At 72.2% G+C, this 14914-nt stretch carries 13 protein-coding genes and 1 riboswitch; of the genes, 8 read left to right on the top strand and 5 right to left on the bottom strand.

The annotated features are described in order from the left end of the window. The first annotated feature begins 394 nt into the window (after window positions 1-394). Both cdgB and NMK44_RS07070 read left to right on the top strand, forming a co-directional pair. The gene (cdgB, locus tag NMK44_RS07075) at window positions 395-2071 is read left to right on the top strand and encodes a diguanylate cyclase CdgB (RefSeq protein WP_254739518.1); all 1677 of its coding nucleotides are present in this window, start codon (window positions 395-397) and stop codon (window positions 2069-2071) included. A gap of 231 nt (window positions 2072-2302) precedes the next feature. Then, the gene (locus NMK44_RS07070) at window positions 2303-3283 is read left to right on the top strand and encodes a carbohydrate-binding protein (protein WP_254739516.1); all 981 of its coding nucleotides are present in this window, start codon (window positions 2303-2305) and stop codon (window positions 3281-3283) included. 219 nt (window positions 3284-3502) lie between these two features. Here the strand turns inward: NMK44_RS07070 and NMK44_RS07065 are convergent, their stop codons facing one another. The 3 genes from NMK44_RS07065 to NMK44_RS07055 form a co-directional block, all read right to left on the bottom strand. Further along, window positions 3503-4477, bottom strand: a complete 975-nt coding sequence (locus NMK44_RS07065; RefSeq protein WP_254739514.1) for a 1-phosphofructokinase family hexose kinase — start codon at window positions 4475-4477, stop codon at window positions 3503-3505. Window positions 4478-4635: 158 nt separating this feature from the next. Beyond that, the gene (gene nagA, locus NMK44_RS07060) at window positions 4636-5841 is read right to left on the bottom strand and encodes an N-acetylglucosamine-6-phosphate deacetylase (RefSeq protein WP_254739512.1); all 1206 of its coding nucleotides are present in this window, start codon (window positions 5839-5841) and stop codon (window positions 4636-4638) included. Next, window positions 5841-6773: an ROK family protein gene (locus NMK44_RS07055; RefSeq protein WP_254739510.1), complete on the bottom strand. Its 933-nt coding sequence runs from the start codon at window positions 6771-6773 to the stop codon at window positions 5841-5843. The genes nagA and NMK44_RS07055 overlap by 1 nt, the downstream gene beginning before the upstream one ends. Window positions 6774-7108: 335 nt before the next feature. Between NMK44_RS07055 and NMK44_RS07050 the strand changes: the two genes are divergently transcribed. The 3 genes from NMK44_RS07050 (at window position 7109) to otsB (ending at window position 9627) form a co-directional block, all read left to right on the top strand. Then, window positions 7109-8392: an extracellular solute-binding protein gene (locus NMK44_RS07050; protein WP_254739508.1), complete on the top strand. Its 1284-nt coding sequence runs from the start codon at window positions 7109-7111 to the stop codon at window positions 8390-8392. Between the two features lie 140 nt (window positions 8393-8532). Next, the gene (locus tag NMK44_RS42655; RefSeq protein ID WP_374215251.1) at window positions 8533-8751 is read left to right on the top strand and encodes a DUF3263 domain-containing protein; all 219 of its coding nucleotides are present in this window, start codon (window positions 8533-8535) and stop codon (window positions 8749-8751) included. Between the two features lie 30 nt (window positions 8752-8781). Then, entirely contained in the window at window positions 8782-9627 is an 846-nt protein-coding gene (otsB, locus tag NMK44_RS07040; RefSeq protein ID WP_254739504.1) for a trehalose-phosphatase, read from the top strand. A 154-nt stretch (window positions 9628-9781) separates the two neighbouring features. Here otsB and NMK44_RS07035 read toward each other — a convergent pair whose 3' ends face one another. Beyond that, window positions 9782-11248 (bottom strand): alpha,alpha-trehalose-phosphate synthase (UDP-forming), encoded by a 1467-nt coding sequence (locus NMK44_RS07035; RefSeq protein ID WP_254739502.1) that lies wholly within the window; start codon window positions 11246-11248, stop codon window positions 9782-9784. Window positions 11249-11351: 103 nt separating this feature from the next. Continuing rightward, window positions 11352-12299: a glucosyl-3-phosphoglycerate synthase gene (locus NMK44_RS07030; protein ID WP_254739500.1), complete on the bottom strand. Its 948-nt coding sequence runs from the start codon at window positions 12297-12299 to the stop codon at window positions 11352-11354. 193 nt (window positions 12300-12492) lie between these two features. Further along, window positions 12493-12633: riboswitch (SAM riboswitch) on the top strand. Window positions 12634-12650: 17 nt separating this feature from the next. On the opposite strand from NMK44_RS07030, the gene thrC reads away from it, so the two are divergent. The 3 genes from thrC (at window position 12651) to NMK44_RS07015 (ending at window position 14855) form a co-directional block, all read left to right on the top strand. Then, window positions 12651-13964: a threonine synthase gene (gene thrC / locus NMK44_RS07025; RefSeq protein ID WP_254739498.1), complete on the top strand. Its 1314-nt coding sequence runs from the start codon at window positions 12651-12653 to the stop codon at window positions 13962-13964. Beyond that, window positions 13961-14239: a MoaD/ThiS family protein gene (locus NMK44_RS07020; protein ID WP_254739496.1), complete on the top strand. Its 279-nt coding sequence runs from the start codon at window positions 13961-13963 to the stop codon at window positions 14237-14239. The genes thrC and NMK44_RS07020 overlap by 4 nt, the downstream gene beginning before the upstream one ends. Before the next feature lie 409 nt (window positions 14240-14648). Next, entirely contained in the window at window positions 14649-14855 is a 207-nt protein-coding gene (locus tag NMK44_RS07015; protein WP_009716982.1) for a cold-shock protein, read from the top strand. The last annotated feature ends 59 nt before the right edge of the window (window positions 14856-14914 follow it).

Raw genomic sequence — 14914 nt, 5'->3', positions numbered from 1 at the left:
CATGGGGGACGGAGGGCCCGGCAGGGGCGGACGCGGGAGTGGAAGGCGTTGTCGGGAACACGTCCCGACGCTAACGCCGCACACTTCCCGCCCGCATCGGACTCTGGACCCAAAGCGGGCCTAGGTCTTCGGTTCTAGATCGGACATCGCCCCGGTTACCAGGGAACGCAAGGGATGACCAGGCATTGTCATTTCGGAATTTGCGGACCGGAAAGATAGGAGCGCTCCCACACCCTCTCGCCAAGGATTGAACACGGTCTGTGACATGAGTCACAGCAGCCAGTAATTGTTGACCCTGTGTACCGAGTGAGCAGCTCGCTGTGATTCAGTGGCCGTGGCAATCGGACGACAAGAAGCCAGGAGTTGCTGTCGAGGTCTCGGGGGAGTGCGAGCAATGGAGACCGAGTCGGAGCCCTATATCCGCCTTGCGACCCTGCGGCAGCTGCACCAGGTGGTCGCCGACCTGAATACCGCGCGCAGCCTCGCCGACACCCTGCAGACCGTCGCGGACGGGGTCATAGCCGGGCTCGGCTATGAGCTCTCGGCCGTCAATCTGGTCCGTCCGGACGGCGATCTCGTGGTCGCGGCCGTCGGCGGCAGCGCCGGGGCCGAAGCGCTGATGGCGGGGCGGGTGGGCTCCCGCACCTCCTGGGACCGCAGGCTCTCCATGGGCGACCGCTGGGGCGATCTGCGCTTCATCCCGTACACCGAGGGCTGGGTCCTCGACGACGACGACGTCCCCCAGTGGCACACCCCCGGCCCCGCCCCCCGGTTCGCCGACGAATGGCATCCGATGGACCGGCTGTTCGCCCCGCTCTATGCGGCGGGCGCCTCCGGCGGTGAGCTGATCGGCGTCATCTCCGTCGACCGCCCGCGCAACGGCCGCCGCCCCGGCGCCTGGGGCCGTGAAGCGCTCCAGATGTACGCCTTCCACGCGGCCATTGCGATCGGCAACGCCCGGCTGCGCGCCAATATGCAGCGCGCCCTGCTCCGCCTGGAGCGCGAGCAGCAGGCCCTGCGCGCCAGCGAGGAGAGCTTCCGGCAGGCGTTCGAGTACGCGCCCAGCGGGATGGCCATCGCCGAGATGGGCGGCGACCAGCACGGCCGTCTGCTGCGCACCAACGACGCCCTGTGCCGGCTGCTGGGCCGCCCGGCCTCCGCGATGCGCCGCTACTCCTTCTCCGACCTGGTCCACCCCGAGGACATCGGCACCCTGCTGCGCACCTCCGCCGAAGGGGGCCGCTCCGAGCTGCGCCTCGCCCGCCGGGACGGCTCCTACGTCTGGGTCTCGCTGCGCAACTCGGTCGTCGCCGACGCCGCCGACGGGCCGCGCTTCCTGCTCACCCACGTCGAGGACATCGAGGAGCGCAAGCGGCATGAGCTCCAGCTCGCCCACCGGGCCAGCCATGACTCGCTGACCGGCCTGCCCAACAGCGCCGAGCTGCGCGCCCGGCTCGGCAGCAGGCTGTGCGGCACCCCGCCGCTGCCGGGCGGGGTGGAGGAGGAGCCCGCCGTGGTCGCCGCCCAGGCAGACCCGGGCGGTCCGGGCGGCCATCTCTACGGTTTCGACGAGTTCGAGGCGTTCGGCAGTCCGCCCGCCCCGGGCGGCGTCCCGTTCGACAGCCATGTGCACACCGTCCCGCCCAATGAGGACAGTGACGTCGACGACGGCCACAAGGGGCTCGCGGTGCTCTTCTGCGACCTCGACGGCTTCAAGTCCATCAACGACCGGTTCGGCCACCACGCGGGCGACGCGGTGCTGATCGAGGTCGCCCGCAGGCTGACCAACGGCGTCCGGGACGGGGACACCGTCGCCCGGCTCGGCGGTGACGAGTTCGTGGTGCTCGCCGACGGGCTCGGCCGGGCCGACGCCCAGGACCTCGCCGTCCGCCTGCGGAACGCGATCATCCCGCCGATCCGGGTGGACGGCCGGGCGGTCCGGGTCGGGGCCAGCTTCGGCATCGGCTGGGCGGGCTGTGGAATGTCGGCCGAGGAAGTACTGCAATCCGCTGATCAGCGGATGTATGTGGAGAAGCGGTCGCGTTCCAAGGAGCGCAGACGGGCCGGTTAAGGCCCCGGGTGTCCCACCGGTCCCGGCCGGGTGGAACCCGGGCGGGGGCTCAGCACGTCCCTGTCACGGTAGGCTGCGCCGATGCGGCCCTGCCGCCGACAGTGAACCGATCATGAATATTGGCCATCCGGACAGCGCACCACCTGCCGAGGCCCTGTCGGCCCTGGTATGAGCAGTCGTGGCGCAACGCATCGTGACGCCGAAGGCCAATGCACAGGGGAGTGACGAGGGATGACGGCCGGCAACAACGGCTCGGACACACCGGAGAACGACGACCCGTTCGCCTATCTGTACCGCTCCGAGGGCGAGCAGTCCGGCCAGCCGGGTCAGCCGGGTGCCCGTACCGGTGGCTACGGCTATCCCGGTCCGGCCCAGCCCGGCGTCCCGCGGACCTCGTACAACCAGGTCCGTGCGGTGGGCGAGCGCACCTACGGCCAGCAGGCGCCCGGTCCGCAGCAGGGCGGCTACGGCCAGCAGCAGGGCGGCTACGGCCGCCAGAACGCCCACTACGCCGCGCCCGAGACGCTGCCCGGCGGCGCGCCCCGGCAGCCGTCCGCCGCCCCGGCCGGCGGCCGCGGTGGTGGTGGCCGCGGCCCCAACAACCGGGGCCTGCTGATCGGTGCGATCGCGGTGGTCGCCGTGGTCATCGTCGGTATCGGTATCGCGATGATCACCAATGGCGGCGACGACAAGGACGACCAGGCCGGGCCGAGCGACGAGCCGACCACCGGGCAGAGCGAGAAGCCGGGCCGGAGCGCCGGTCCGTCCGCCAGGCCGAACCAGAAGCTGCCCACCGAGGACGCTGTGAAGATGCAGCTCGCGGGCGGCGCGGCGGCCGCGGGCGACATCAAGGGCGCCCAGGCCGCGGGCGGCCAGTACGTGGCCGGTCTGAACACCCCGGGCGCCTCCGCGAGCTGGAGCGTGGACGTCAAGAAGGGCAAGGGGTACCGGCTCTACGTGGGCTACGGCGTACCCGGCGAGAAGCAGAGCATGACGCTGTCGATCAACGGCCAGAAGCAGTCCCGTCCGATCAACATGGACAACTTCGCCCACGGCCCGAAGGGCGACTGGGAGAAGGGCTGGACCAATAGCTGGTCCCTGGTCGAGCTGAACGCGGGCACCAACACCATCACGGTGTCCTGTGAGGCGGGCGACAAGTGCAACGCCAACCTCGACCAGATGTGGCTGACCAACAAGAAGCCGGGCGACTGACGCGGACCGGGTGACGGACGCCGGGGCGTGTTTCGTCCGAGTGGGCCCGTCCCCGGACTCCGTCCGGGGGCACCCCCGCGAGGGCGACCCTCCGCCGTGCGATCGCACGCTCTCCCGGCTACCGCCGGGAGGTGCGGTGCCCCCTGACGCCGCGGGGCCCGCGCTCCGGGCGGACGGCGCTCCTTTCGGAACACGCCCTGGTCCCGGGCACCCGGCCGGTCACGCCGCTGCCGGGTGCTCCGTCACCTCGACCCGCCCCAGCAGCTCGTCGTAGTCCGCGCGGTCGAACTCGCCCGCCACCGGGGCCCGCACCGCCGCCGCGGACAGGGCCACCGCGCGGGCCAGCCGGTCCGGCCACGGCACCTCCTCCACCAGACCGGACAGCAGCCCCGCCACCGCCGAGTCCCCGGCCCCGGTCGGATTCCCCGACAGCCGCAGCGGCGTCCGGGCCCGCCAGGTGCCCTGTGAGGTGACCGCGAGCATGCCGTCCGCGCCCAGGGAGGCGGCCACCGCCCGCGCCCCGCGCCGCCGGGCGTCCCGGGCGGCGCGCAGCGGATCGGTGGCGCCGGTCAGTCCCGCCAGCTCCGCGGCGTTGGGCTTGACCAGATGCGGCCGGGCGGCGATCCCGCGGCGCAGCGGCTCCCCGCTGGTGTCCAGCAGGGTGGGCACCCCCGCCGCGTGCGCCTCCCGGATGAGCTGGGCATAGGTGCCCACGGGGACACCGGGCGGCAGGCTGCCGCACAGCGCGACGGCCGACGCCTCGCGCAGCAGCCGGGCGTAGCCGGTGAGGAATGCGGACCACTCGGGGGTGGTGACGATCGGTCCCGGCTCATTGAGCTGGGTGGTGTCGCCCGTGGAGTCGTCGACGACGCCGATGGTGCGCCGGGTGGTCCCGGCGATGGGCACCAGGGCGTCGGTGATCCGGCCGCGGGGCGGCTCGGTGCCGGTGCCGGCAGCGGATCCGGATCCGGCGAGGGCGGCGAGGCGTTCGCGCAGCACCGCGCCGGTGACCCCGCCCGCGAAGCCGGTGACGACGGTGTCGTGGCCGAGCACGGCCAGCACCCGGGCCACATTGAGTCCCTTGCCGCCGGGCCGTTCGGCGACGTCGGTCACGCGGTGGGTGGTGTGCGGGCGCAACTGCGGCACCCGGTAGGTGATGTCGAGGGCGGTGTTGAGCGTGACCGTCAGGATCACCCTGGCATCCCCTCTCCCGTCCCCCCGCCGGACGGAGATTCCTGTGCTGAAGCGTACGGCTGTGCGACGAGCGGCGCTCGCCGTCAGGCGATCATGCCAAAGCCGTGGCCCCCGGCCCAGACCTCGGCCCCTGCCGGACGGCTCAACACCGGGGTATATCAGTTCACTTCGGGATCGACCACCCAGGTGCCGCGGCGCATCACGCCGCGGAGCCGGAAGTCCGGGCCGAGGACGACCAGATCCGCGTCCTTGCCGGGCTCCAGCGAGCCGACCCGGCCGTCCACGCCCAGCACCTTCGCGGGGGTGGTGGACAGCGCCCGCACCGCCTCGCCGACGCTCAGCCCGTCGACGGTCACCGCCCGCCGGAAGGCGCGGTCGAGGGTGAGGGTCGAGCCCGCGATCGAACCGGCCGTCGGCCCGTCGCTGATCCGCGCCACCCCGTCCCTGACCTCGACCTCCATCGGGCCGAGCGGATAGCGCCCGTCGCTCATGCCCGCGGCGCCCATGGCGTCGGTGATGAACGCGACGCGACCGGCGCCCGCGCGGTGGAAGGCGAGCTGGAGCACGGCCGGGTGGAGATGGGTGCCGTCGTTGATGAGCTCGACGGTGACCCGCTCGTCCTCCAGCAGCGCGGCGATGGGACCCGGTTCACGGTGCAGCAGTGAGGGCATCGCGTTGAACAGGTGGGTGGCCACGGTGGCGCCCGCGTCGACCGCCTCGCGGGTCGCCTCGTAGCCGGAGTCGGTGTGACCGACGGCCGCGATGATCCCGCTGTCGGCGAGCAGCCGGACGGACTCAAGGCCGCCGGGCAGTTCGGGCGCGAGCGTCATCATCCGTGCGGTGCCGCGGGCCGCGTCGACCAGCTTGCGGACGTCCGCCGGGTCGGGGACGCGCAGCAGCGAGGGCTGGTGGGCGCCGCAGCGGTGCGGGGAGATGAACGGCCCCTCGAAGTGGATGCCCGCGAGCTCGCCCTGTTCGACCAGTTCGGAGAGGACGGACGCCTGCCGGGCGAGGTCGTCCAGGTCACCGGTGACGGTGGAGGCGAGCAGGGTCGTGGTGCCGTGGGCCCGGTGGGTGCGGACGACGGTGAGGGCCTCCTCCGCGGTGCCCGCGGAGAACGATGCGCCACCGCCGCCGTGCACATGGATGTCGATGAAGCCGGGGACGATCCAGCAGCCGGTCAGATCGCGCACTGCGCCGGACCCGGCCGCGCCCGGTCCGGCATCCGTGTCCCGCCCGGCGCCCGCGCCCGGCCCCGCGTCCGTGGCGGCGATACGGGTGCCCTCGACCGTCACCCGCCCGTTCTCCACCACCCCCGACGGCAGTGCGACCCGGGCGCCCGTGAGAACCGTTCGCTGCACCATCAGGCGGAAACCTCCGTGGCGAGTAGGTCCCAGGCGAGCAGGCCCGCGCCCAGGCATCCGGCGGTGTCCCCGAGGCCCGCCGGGACGATATGGGGCAGCGGCTGGAAGGTGAGCCGCTTCTCGACCGCCGTGCGCAGCGGGCCGAACAGGGTCTCCCCGGCCTCGGCGAGCCCACCGCCGATGATCAGCACCCGGGGGTCGAGCAGGGTGTGGGCGATCACCAGACCGTCGGCGAGCGCCGCGGTCATCTCCCCCCACACGGCCTCGGCCCGCGGATCGCCGGCGACGACGGCCTCGGCGCAGGCGGCGGCGTCGGCCGACGGGTCACCGCTGGCCGCCGCCCAGGCGCGGCCGACCGCGGACGCCGAGGCGAGCGTCTCCAGACAGCCCCGCTGACCGCAGCCGCACTCCGGGCCGCCCGGCCGTACCACCACATGGCCGATCTCCCCCGAGGAGCCGTGTGCCCCCGGGTCGATCCGGCCCTCGATGCCGATGGCGCCCGCGATCCCGGTGCCGACCGATACGAAGAGGAACCGGTCGGCGCCCTCGCCCGCTCCTATCCGCCCCTCGGCCAGTCCGCCCATCCGGACGTCATGGCTCAGTGCGACCGGGACCCCGGCCAGCCGTTCCGAGAGCAGTGCGCGCAGCGGGACGTCCCGCCAGCCGAGGTTGGCGGCGAAGACCGCGACCCCGCGGGCCTCGTCGAGGACCCCGGGCACGCCGACGCCGGCCGCCGAGGGCGGCCGCCCGAAACGCTCCTCGCCCACCGCGCGCAGGTCCGCGGCGAAGTCCAGGATCGCGGCGACGACGGCCTCGGGGCCGCGCTCGCGTCCGGTGGGCCGCCTGGCCTCGTACAGCAGGGTGCTGTCCGCCCCGACCAGGGCGGCTTTCATGCCGGTGCCGCCCACATCGAGGGCGATGACGTGTTCCACGGGAAACAGTCTCCCGCGATCCCCCATGAGAGGTCTAGTCCACTCGCCGCTTCTCCCCGGAAGAGGGACCCGTTCGCCCCTTCCCGCCTTCGGCGCGTTCTGACCCTTGTTTCCGTGCGCCGTACGGGAGTTGTGGCGGCGTGGCACATTCCACTTATAGGTGTGGACCATCCCTGAACTGGGAAGGCGGGGCCCCGATACCGAAGTGATATGCCCATGGTGTAGACCTTGTGGAGGTTTGCAAGGCAGACTCGCTCGACCTCGGGGGCGCACCCCGGGAGACTCCGGGGACGAACCCCTGGGGATGAATCAAGCCAACAGGGTGGGAAACAGCGGTGCAGCGGCGACGGTTCTTGGGTCTGACGACGGCTGGAGTCGCTGCGGCGGCCACGGCGCCGGTGCTGACGGGCTGCGGCGGGGGCAGCGGCTCGGGGGGTGAGGTCACCCTCAAGGTGGTCGCGGCCGACTACGGCGACAGCGCCGCCAACAGCTCCCAGAAGGCGTGGGAGAAGATGGCCCGCGCCTACGAGGCCGAACACGGCACCAAGGTCAAGATCGACGTCAAGGTCTACAGCTGGACCGAGGTCGACAAGCGCGTCGCCGAGATGGTCAAGAGCGGTGACGCCCCCGACATCGCGCAGATCGGCGCGTACGCCGACTACGCGGCCGACGGCAAGCTCTACCGCGCCGACCAGATGCTCTCCATCCCCACCCAGGCCGGGTTCATCACCTCGATCGCCCACGCGGGTGAGGTGAACCGGGTGCAGTACGGACTGCCCTTCGTCTCCAGCGCCCGGCTGCTCTTCTACAACAAGAAGCTCTTCGACCAGGCCGGGATAACCGACGCGCCCACCACCTGGGCCGAGCTGAAGGACGCCGCCGAGGCGCTCAAGGGGATCGGGGTGCGCACCCCGTACGGACTGCCCCTCGGCCCGGAGGAGACCCAGGCCGAGACCATGATGTGGATGCTCAGCGGCGGTGGCGGCTACACCGACGCCAACGGCAGCTACACCATCGACTCGACCGAGAACATCGAGACCTTCGAATGGCTGCGGGACAAGCTGGTCGCCCCGGGCCTCACCGGCCCCGGCTCCCCGGCCCGCACCAACCGCCAGGACGTCTTCGACGCCTTCACCCGCGGTGAGGTCGGCATGCTCAACGGCCACCCCACCCTGATGCAGCAGGCATCCGGCCACGGCATCAGCTACGGCACCGCGGCGCTGCCCGGCCGCAAGGGCAAGTCCCGCTCGACGATGGGCGTCGCCGACTGGCTGATGGCCTTCAACACCCACGGCAACCGCGAACAGATCGGCGACTTCCTCGACTTCGTCTACAGCGACAAGAACGTGCTCGGCTTCGCCACCCAGTACGATCTGCTGCCCGTGACCACCACCGTCCGGGAGACCATGCTCGACGACCGCGAGTACAAGTCGCTGTGGCGCTTCCTGGACGAGCTGGAGAGCGCCGAGTTCTACCCGTCGGACAAGACCTCCTGGGCGGCCGTCAGCAAGCTGGTCAAGGAGAAGATCGGCTCGACGGTGGTCAAGGGCGGAGACCCGGCGAGCGTGCTGGGCGAGATCCAGCGTGCGGCCGACGCGATGGAGAACGCGGGGACATGACGGATGTGACGGGGGACGCCGGACCGGAACCGGAGCCCGCCGACGGGCCGGAGGCCGTGGACGGACCGGACCCCGTTGACGGGCCGGACTCCGTTGACGGGCCCGACTCCGCTGACGGACCGGACCCCGAGCCCGGTGGGCTGTCCGAGCGGGACCTGGCCGTGCTCGCCCTGGAGCGGCGCGGCTGGCCGGGCCCCGGCGCCAAGGAGCGCGCGGTACGCGAACGCCTCGGCATCTCCCCGACCCGTTACTACCAGCTCCTGAACGCGCTGCTGGACGACCCCCGGGCCCTGGAGCACGACCCCGTCACCGTCAACCGCCTCCGCCGCGTGCGGCAGGAGCGGCGGATGCGCCGCTGACCGGGCACCGGGCTGGGTAGGGTCACCGGCATGGGCAGCCACCCCCTTCCCGAACCGACCACGGCCGCCGGACGCGAGGGCCTCACCGCCCTCCTGGAGCGGCCCGGCGGCGCCGTCGTCGGACTCGACTTCGACGGCACCCTCGCCGAGATCGTCCCCGACCCGGACCAGGCCCGCGCCCACCCCGGCGCGGTCCCCGCGCTCTCCCGCCTCGCCCCGCTGGTGCGCTCCGTCGCCGTGATCACCGGCCGTCCGGCCCGGATCGCGGTGGACTACGGCGGCTTCGCCGGGGTCGGGGAACTGGCCGGTCTGGTGGTCCTCGGCGCCTACGGTGCCGAGCGCTGGGACGCGGCCGACGGCGGGCTCACCGCCCCCGCGCCCCCGCCGGGCGTCGCCGCCGCCAAGGCGGAGCTCCCCGCGGTACTGGAGGCCCACGGCGGTGGACGGGGCCTGTGGACCGAGGACAAGGGGCGCGCGTTCGCCGTCCACACCCGCCGCGCCGACGATCCGCACGCCGCCTTCGAACGGCTCCGTGACCCGCTCCACGCGCTGGCCGAACGCCATGGGCTGATCGTCGAACCGGGCCGTCTGGTGCTGGAGCTGCGACCGTCCGGGATGGACAAGGGCGTCGCCCTCACCGAGTACCTCCGCGCCACCGGCGCCGAGACCGTCCTCTACGCGGGCGACGACCTCGGCGATCTGGCCGCCTTCGCCGCCGTGGAGAAGCTGCGCGAGGAGGGTCTGCGCGGCGTCCTGGTGTGCAGCGGCAGTACGGAGGTCACCGAACTGGCGGCCCGCGCCGACCTCGTGGTCGACGGCCCGGCGGGCGTGGTCGCCCTGCTCGACTCCCTGGCGACCGCCGCCGACCCGGCCTAGCCACGCCGCCGGGCATACGTGGGTGGGGCCGGGGCGCGGTGGTCCGAGCGGCGGGGACCGGCCGTGCTACGGGCCGGCCGGCGGGGGGCTGCCGTTCCCGCGCCGGGTGGGCATTCGGGCGGAGACGACGGCCCAAGACGGGCTACGCCTCGGGCTATGCCTCCAGGGCCTGTAGCTGCGCCAGGAACCACTTCTGCGGGGGCAGCGCCGTGGCCGCCGCGGCGAGGCGCTTGGTGCGGTCGGCGCGGTCGGCGTCGCTCATCCGCAGGGCCTCGTGCAGCGCCGCCGCCGTGCCCTCCACGTCGTACGGGTTCACCACCAGCGCGTCCTCGCCCAGCTCCGCGCAGGCCCCCGCCTCGCGGGACAGCACCAGCGCGCACCCCCGCTCGGAGACGACCGGCACCTCCTTGGCGACCAGGTTCATCCCGTCCCGGATCGGGTTGACCAGCGCCACGTCGGCCAGCCGGTAGGCGGCCAGCGAACGGGCGAAGTCGTCCTTCACATGCAGGGCGACCGGCTGCCAGCCCGGTGTGCCGAACTCCGCGTTGATCTCGTCCGCGACGGCTTGCACCCGCGCCGTGTAGTCGCGGTAGACGGCGAGGTCCTGGCGTGAGGGGTAGGCGAACGCCAGGTGGACCACGTGCTCGCGCCACTCGGGGTGGGTCTCCAGCAGCCGCCGGTACGCCAGCAGCCCCCGCACGATGTTCTTGGAGAGCTCGGTCCGGTCCACCCGGACGATGGTCTTCCGGCCAGCGCCGATCTGGGTCCGCAGCGCGTTGAGCCGTTCGTCCACGTCCGCCGCGTGCGACCGCTCCCGCAGGAACTCCGCGTCCGCGCCCAGTCCGTGCACCCCGAGCCGGGTCTCCCGTCCCTCGAACCGCACCGCCGTGGCCGCGCCACCGGCACCGCCGTCCCGGACGACCTCGGCGCCGAGCACCGCCGCGCAGCAGTCGGCGAAGGCCGTGGCCCAGCGCTCGGTGAGGAACGCCGCGCGGTCACCGCCGAGGATCCCGCGCAGCACCGCCTCCGCCACGTCGTCCGGCAGCAGCCGGTAGTAGTCCGGCGGGGCCCACGGGGTGTGCGAGAAGTGGCCGATCCGCAGATCGGGGCGGCGGGCCCGGAGCAGCCCCGGCACCAGCGCCAGGTGGTAGTCCTGCACCAGCACCACCGCGCCCTCGGCCGCCTCCTGGGCGAGCGCGTCGGCGAAGGCCGCGTTGTACGTCTCGTAGGCCGCCCACTGGGCGGCGGCCCCGGCGTCGAAGACCGGTTCCACCGGGGTCTGGTAGAGCAGGTGGTGGACGAACCACAGCACCGAGTTGGCCACCCCGTTATACGCGGCGGCGAACACGTCCGGCGCGATGTCCAGCATCCGCACCTGCTGCCCGCCGGTGTCGGCGGTGTCCAGATGGCCGCTCCCGGCGCGCCGCGCCGCCTCCCGGTCGCCGTCGCCGAGGGCTGCGCACACCCACACCGCACCGGCGTCCGGACCGATCGCGCTGAGACCGGAGACCAGCCCGCCGCCACCGCGCCTGGCGGCGAGCGAACCGTCCTCGCCCAGCGCGTACGAGACCGGGCCGCGGTTGGAGGCGACGAGGATCTGGGCAGTGCGCGGGGCAGCCATGTCGCGAGCCTAGCCAGCGGGCGCGCGACGCAAACGTGGCGGCGGTCTCTCGGCCCGTAGGGGGTACCCGGCCGGGCGCCGCGCCGGGCCCGCCCCATCCGGCCTAGGCCGCCCGCCGCTCCGCGTACTCCGGGATCTCGATCATCGGCGGCCGCTCCTCGGTGTCCACCGCCGAGGTCCGCGGCTCGAAGCCGTTCTCGCCGCGGTCGAACTGGGTCAGCCGCGGCCGCACCAGATGGCCGCGGGCCAGCCGAAGCTGCGCGGTGCGGTAGATGGCCGCCGCCATCCGGCCCAGCGCCTGCCCGTCCTGGTGGCGGTGTCTGCGCACACCGATGTCGACCTGGGCCAGTGCGTCGAGCCCGACCGTGTGCAGCGAGTCCACCAGCAGCCCCAGCTCCACCCCGTACCCCACGGGGAACGGCAGCCGCTCCAGCAGCGAGCGCCGTGCCGCGTACTCCCCGCCCAGCGGCTGGACGAACCCGGCCAGCAGCGGCCAGTGCAGATTGAGCAGCGGACGGGCGACCAGCTCGGTGACCCGGCCGCCCTGACCGGCCGCGTCCCCCAGCGGACGGTCGTACATCCCCTTGACCAGCTGCACCTCCGGATCGGTCAGCAGTGGTCCGACGATCCCGGAGACGAAGCGCGCGTCGAACTCCCGCAGATCGGCGTCGATGAAGCAGACGATCTCGCCACGGGTGGCCAGCAGCGAGCGCCACAGCACCTCGCCCTTGCCCGGCAGCGCGGGCAGCCGCGGCAGCAGGGAGTCGCGGTGGACCACCGTGGCCCCGGCCGCCGCGGCGACCTCCGCGGTGCGGTCGGTGGAGCCGGAGTCCAGCACCACCAGCTCGTCGACCAGCGGCACCGCCCCGTCCATCAGCTCCCGGCGGATCACCGCGACGATCTCCCCGACCGTCGCCTCCTCGTCCAGCGCGGGCAGCACCACGCTCACGGTGCGGCCCGTGTCGCGCTTGGCGGCCAGCAGGCGGTCCAGCGGACGGTCGTCGGCCGACCAGGAGCGGTGCTCCAGCCAGCGCTCCACCTCATCCAGCACCTGTCTGTCTCCCTGCTGCTGTGATCATTTGTGATCAGCTGTGATCCATCTCGCGCTTCGGACGGCTGTCTCAACCCTCCGGGCCTTCGGTTACAGTCTTGAACAGCGCGCATGACCGTCATATGTCGGGGTCGACCCGGCTCCACGGCGCTCATCGCGTTGACAAACGCCCGGGCGGAGCCCGGTGCCATACCGCTCATCCAGAGGGGCAGAGGGAACGGCCCGTTGAAGCCCCGGCAACCCTCCAGCTGGTCTCGTGCTCACCGCGAGGCTCCCAGCTCGGGAAGGTGCCAATTCCGTCTCGTGGCGAAGTGCGTCGCGAGGAAGATGAGGAGAAAGGGCCTCGCCTCCATGGCTGTGCAATCCGTCGAAAGCTCAACCACCTCTTCCGACACCGCCGCCCCGGCGTCCACCTCGCCCTCCTTCGGCCCCGCCGTCGCGCTGTCCTGTCGCGAGTGCGGTGAGCGCTTCGACCTCGGCCCGATCTTCGCGTGTGCGGCGTGTTTCGGCCCGCTCGAGATCGCGTACGAGCTGCCGACCGGCGACCCGGAGGGGCTCCGCCGGCGGATCGAGGCCGGTCCGAACAACATCTGGCGCTATGCCCCGCTCCTTCCGGTCCCGGCGGACGTGGCGGACACGCCCAGCCTCAATCCAGGGTTCACCAAGCTGGTCAAGGCCGACAACCTCGCCCGTGAGCTCGGGGTCACGGGCGAGCTGCACATCAAGGACGACTCCGGCAACCCGACCCACTCCTTCAAGGACCGGGTCGTCGCCATCGCCGTCCAGGCGGCCCGCGCCTTCGGCTTCACCACGCTCTCCTGCTCCTCCACCGGCAACCTCGCGGGCGCGGTCGGCGCCGCGGCCGCCCGCGCGGGCTTCCGCTCCTGCGTCTTCATCCCCCACGACCTGGAGGCGGGCAAGGTCGTCATGGCCGCCGTCTACGGCGGTGACCTGGTCGGTATCGAGGGCACCTACGACGACGTCAACCGCTTCTGCAGCGAGCTGATCGGCGACCCGGCGGGCGAGGGCTGGGGCTTCGTCAATGTGAACCTGCGCCCGTACTACGGCGAGGGTTCCAAGACCCTGGCCTACGAGATCTGCGAGCAGCTCGGCTGGCGGCTGCCGGACCAGATCGTCGTCCCGATCGCCTCGGGCTCCCAGCTCACCAAGATCGACAAGGGGCTCAAGGAGCTGATCCAGCTCGGCCTGGTCGAGGACCGCCCCTACAAGATCTTCGGCGCCCAGGCCGAGGGCTGCTCCCCGGTCTCCGCCGCCTTCAAGGCCGGTCATGACGTGGTGCGCCCGCAGAAGCCGAACACCATCGCCAAGTCGCTGGCCATCGGCAACCCGGCGGACGGCCCCTACGTCCTGGACATCGCGCGCCGCACCGGCGGTGCCGTGGAGGACGTCACCGACGAGCAGGTCGTCGACGCGATCAAGCTGCTGGCCCGCACCGAGGGGATCTTCGCGGAGACCGCGGGCGGGGTGACCGTCGGCGTGACCAGGAAGCTGATCGAGGACGGACTCCTCGACCCGGCCCTGACGACCGTCGTCCTCAACACCGGCGACGGCCTGAAGACCCTCGACGCGGTGGCCCCCACCACGGGCCCCTCCGCCACCATCCGCCCCACCCTTGACTCGTTCCGAGAGGCTGGACTCGTATGAGCGTCAACGTCCGAATTCCGACCATCCTCCGCACCTACACCGGCGGTCAGGCCGAGGTCAGCGCCGAGGGCGCGACCCTCGCCGAGGTCCTGGCGGACCTGGAGAAGAACCACCAGGGCATCTCCGCGCGCGTGCTGGACGACACCGGCAAGCTGCGCCGCTTCGTGAACGTGTACGTCAACGATGACGATGTGCGGTTCGCGGAGGGCCTGGCCACGGCCACGCCGGACGGTGCCGGGGTCTCGATCATCCCGGCGGTGGCGGGCGGCTGCTGACCCCCCATCACCCCTTCACCATCGGAATCGCCCCGTCCGGAGAAAAACGGACGGGGCGATTCCGTGTGTGGAATCGCGATACAGTTGGCCAGATTCCGAACCGGCTGAAGGCCGGATTCCACATACGGAACTCGTCAAGTTGTGCGCGAAATGTGAGCATGATTTGTCGAGTTAGTGCCCTATGTCCGGCCCGAGTTGTCCCACATTCGTGAGAATCCTTCACTTTTGGACCTTCGGCCGTCCCCAGAATTCTCGTCCGATTGACCTGTTGCAGAGGGCGTTGGGACGGATACATTCAGCGGCGGTCGACGCGTTCCGGCGCACACCCTCCCTGACCGGAGGGTGAGGTCTGACCCGGGTCCGCGGAGTGCGGTCCTGCGCAAAAGGGCCAGCAATAGGGGAGTTAGGAATGGCTCAGGGCACCGTCAAGTGGTTCAACGCGGAGAAGGGGTACGGCTTCATCGCGGTCGACGGTGGTGCGGACGTGTTCGTCCACTACAGCGCGATCCAGATGGACGGCTACCGCACCCTCGAGGAAGGCCAGCGGGTGGAGTTCGAGATCTCGCAGGGTCAGAAGGGCCCGCAGGCCGACATGGTCCGCGTGGCCGTTGGCTGACGCGCCGACGCGACGCAGCTGACTGGACTGTCGGAGGGCCCGCACCCCGCTACGGGGTG

It is taken from the genome of Streptomyces cucumeris, from assembly GCF_024295805.1.
Taxonomy (GTDB): Bacteria; Actinomycetota; Actinomycetes; order Streptomycetales; family Streptomycetaceae; genus Streptomyces; species Streptomyces cucumeris.
Note: the sequence above shows the minus strand (reverse complement) of the source record. Positions and strands in the feature narration are given on the sequence as shown.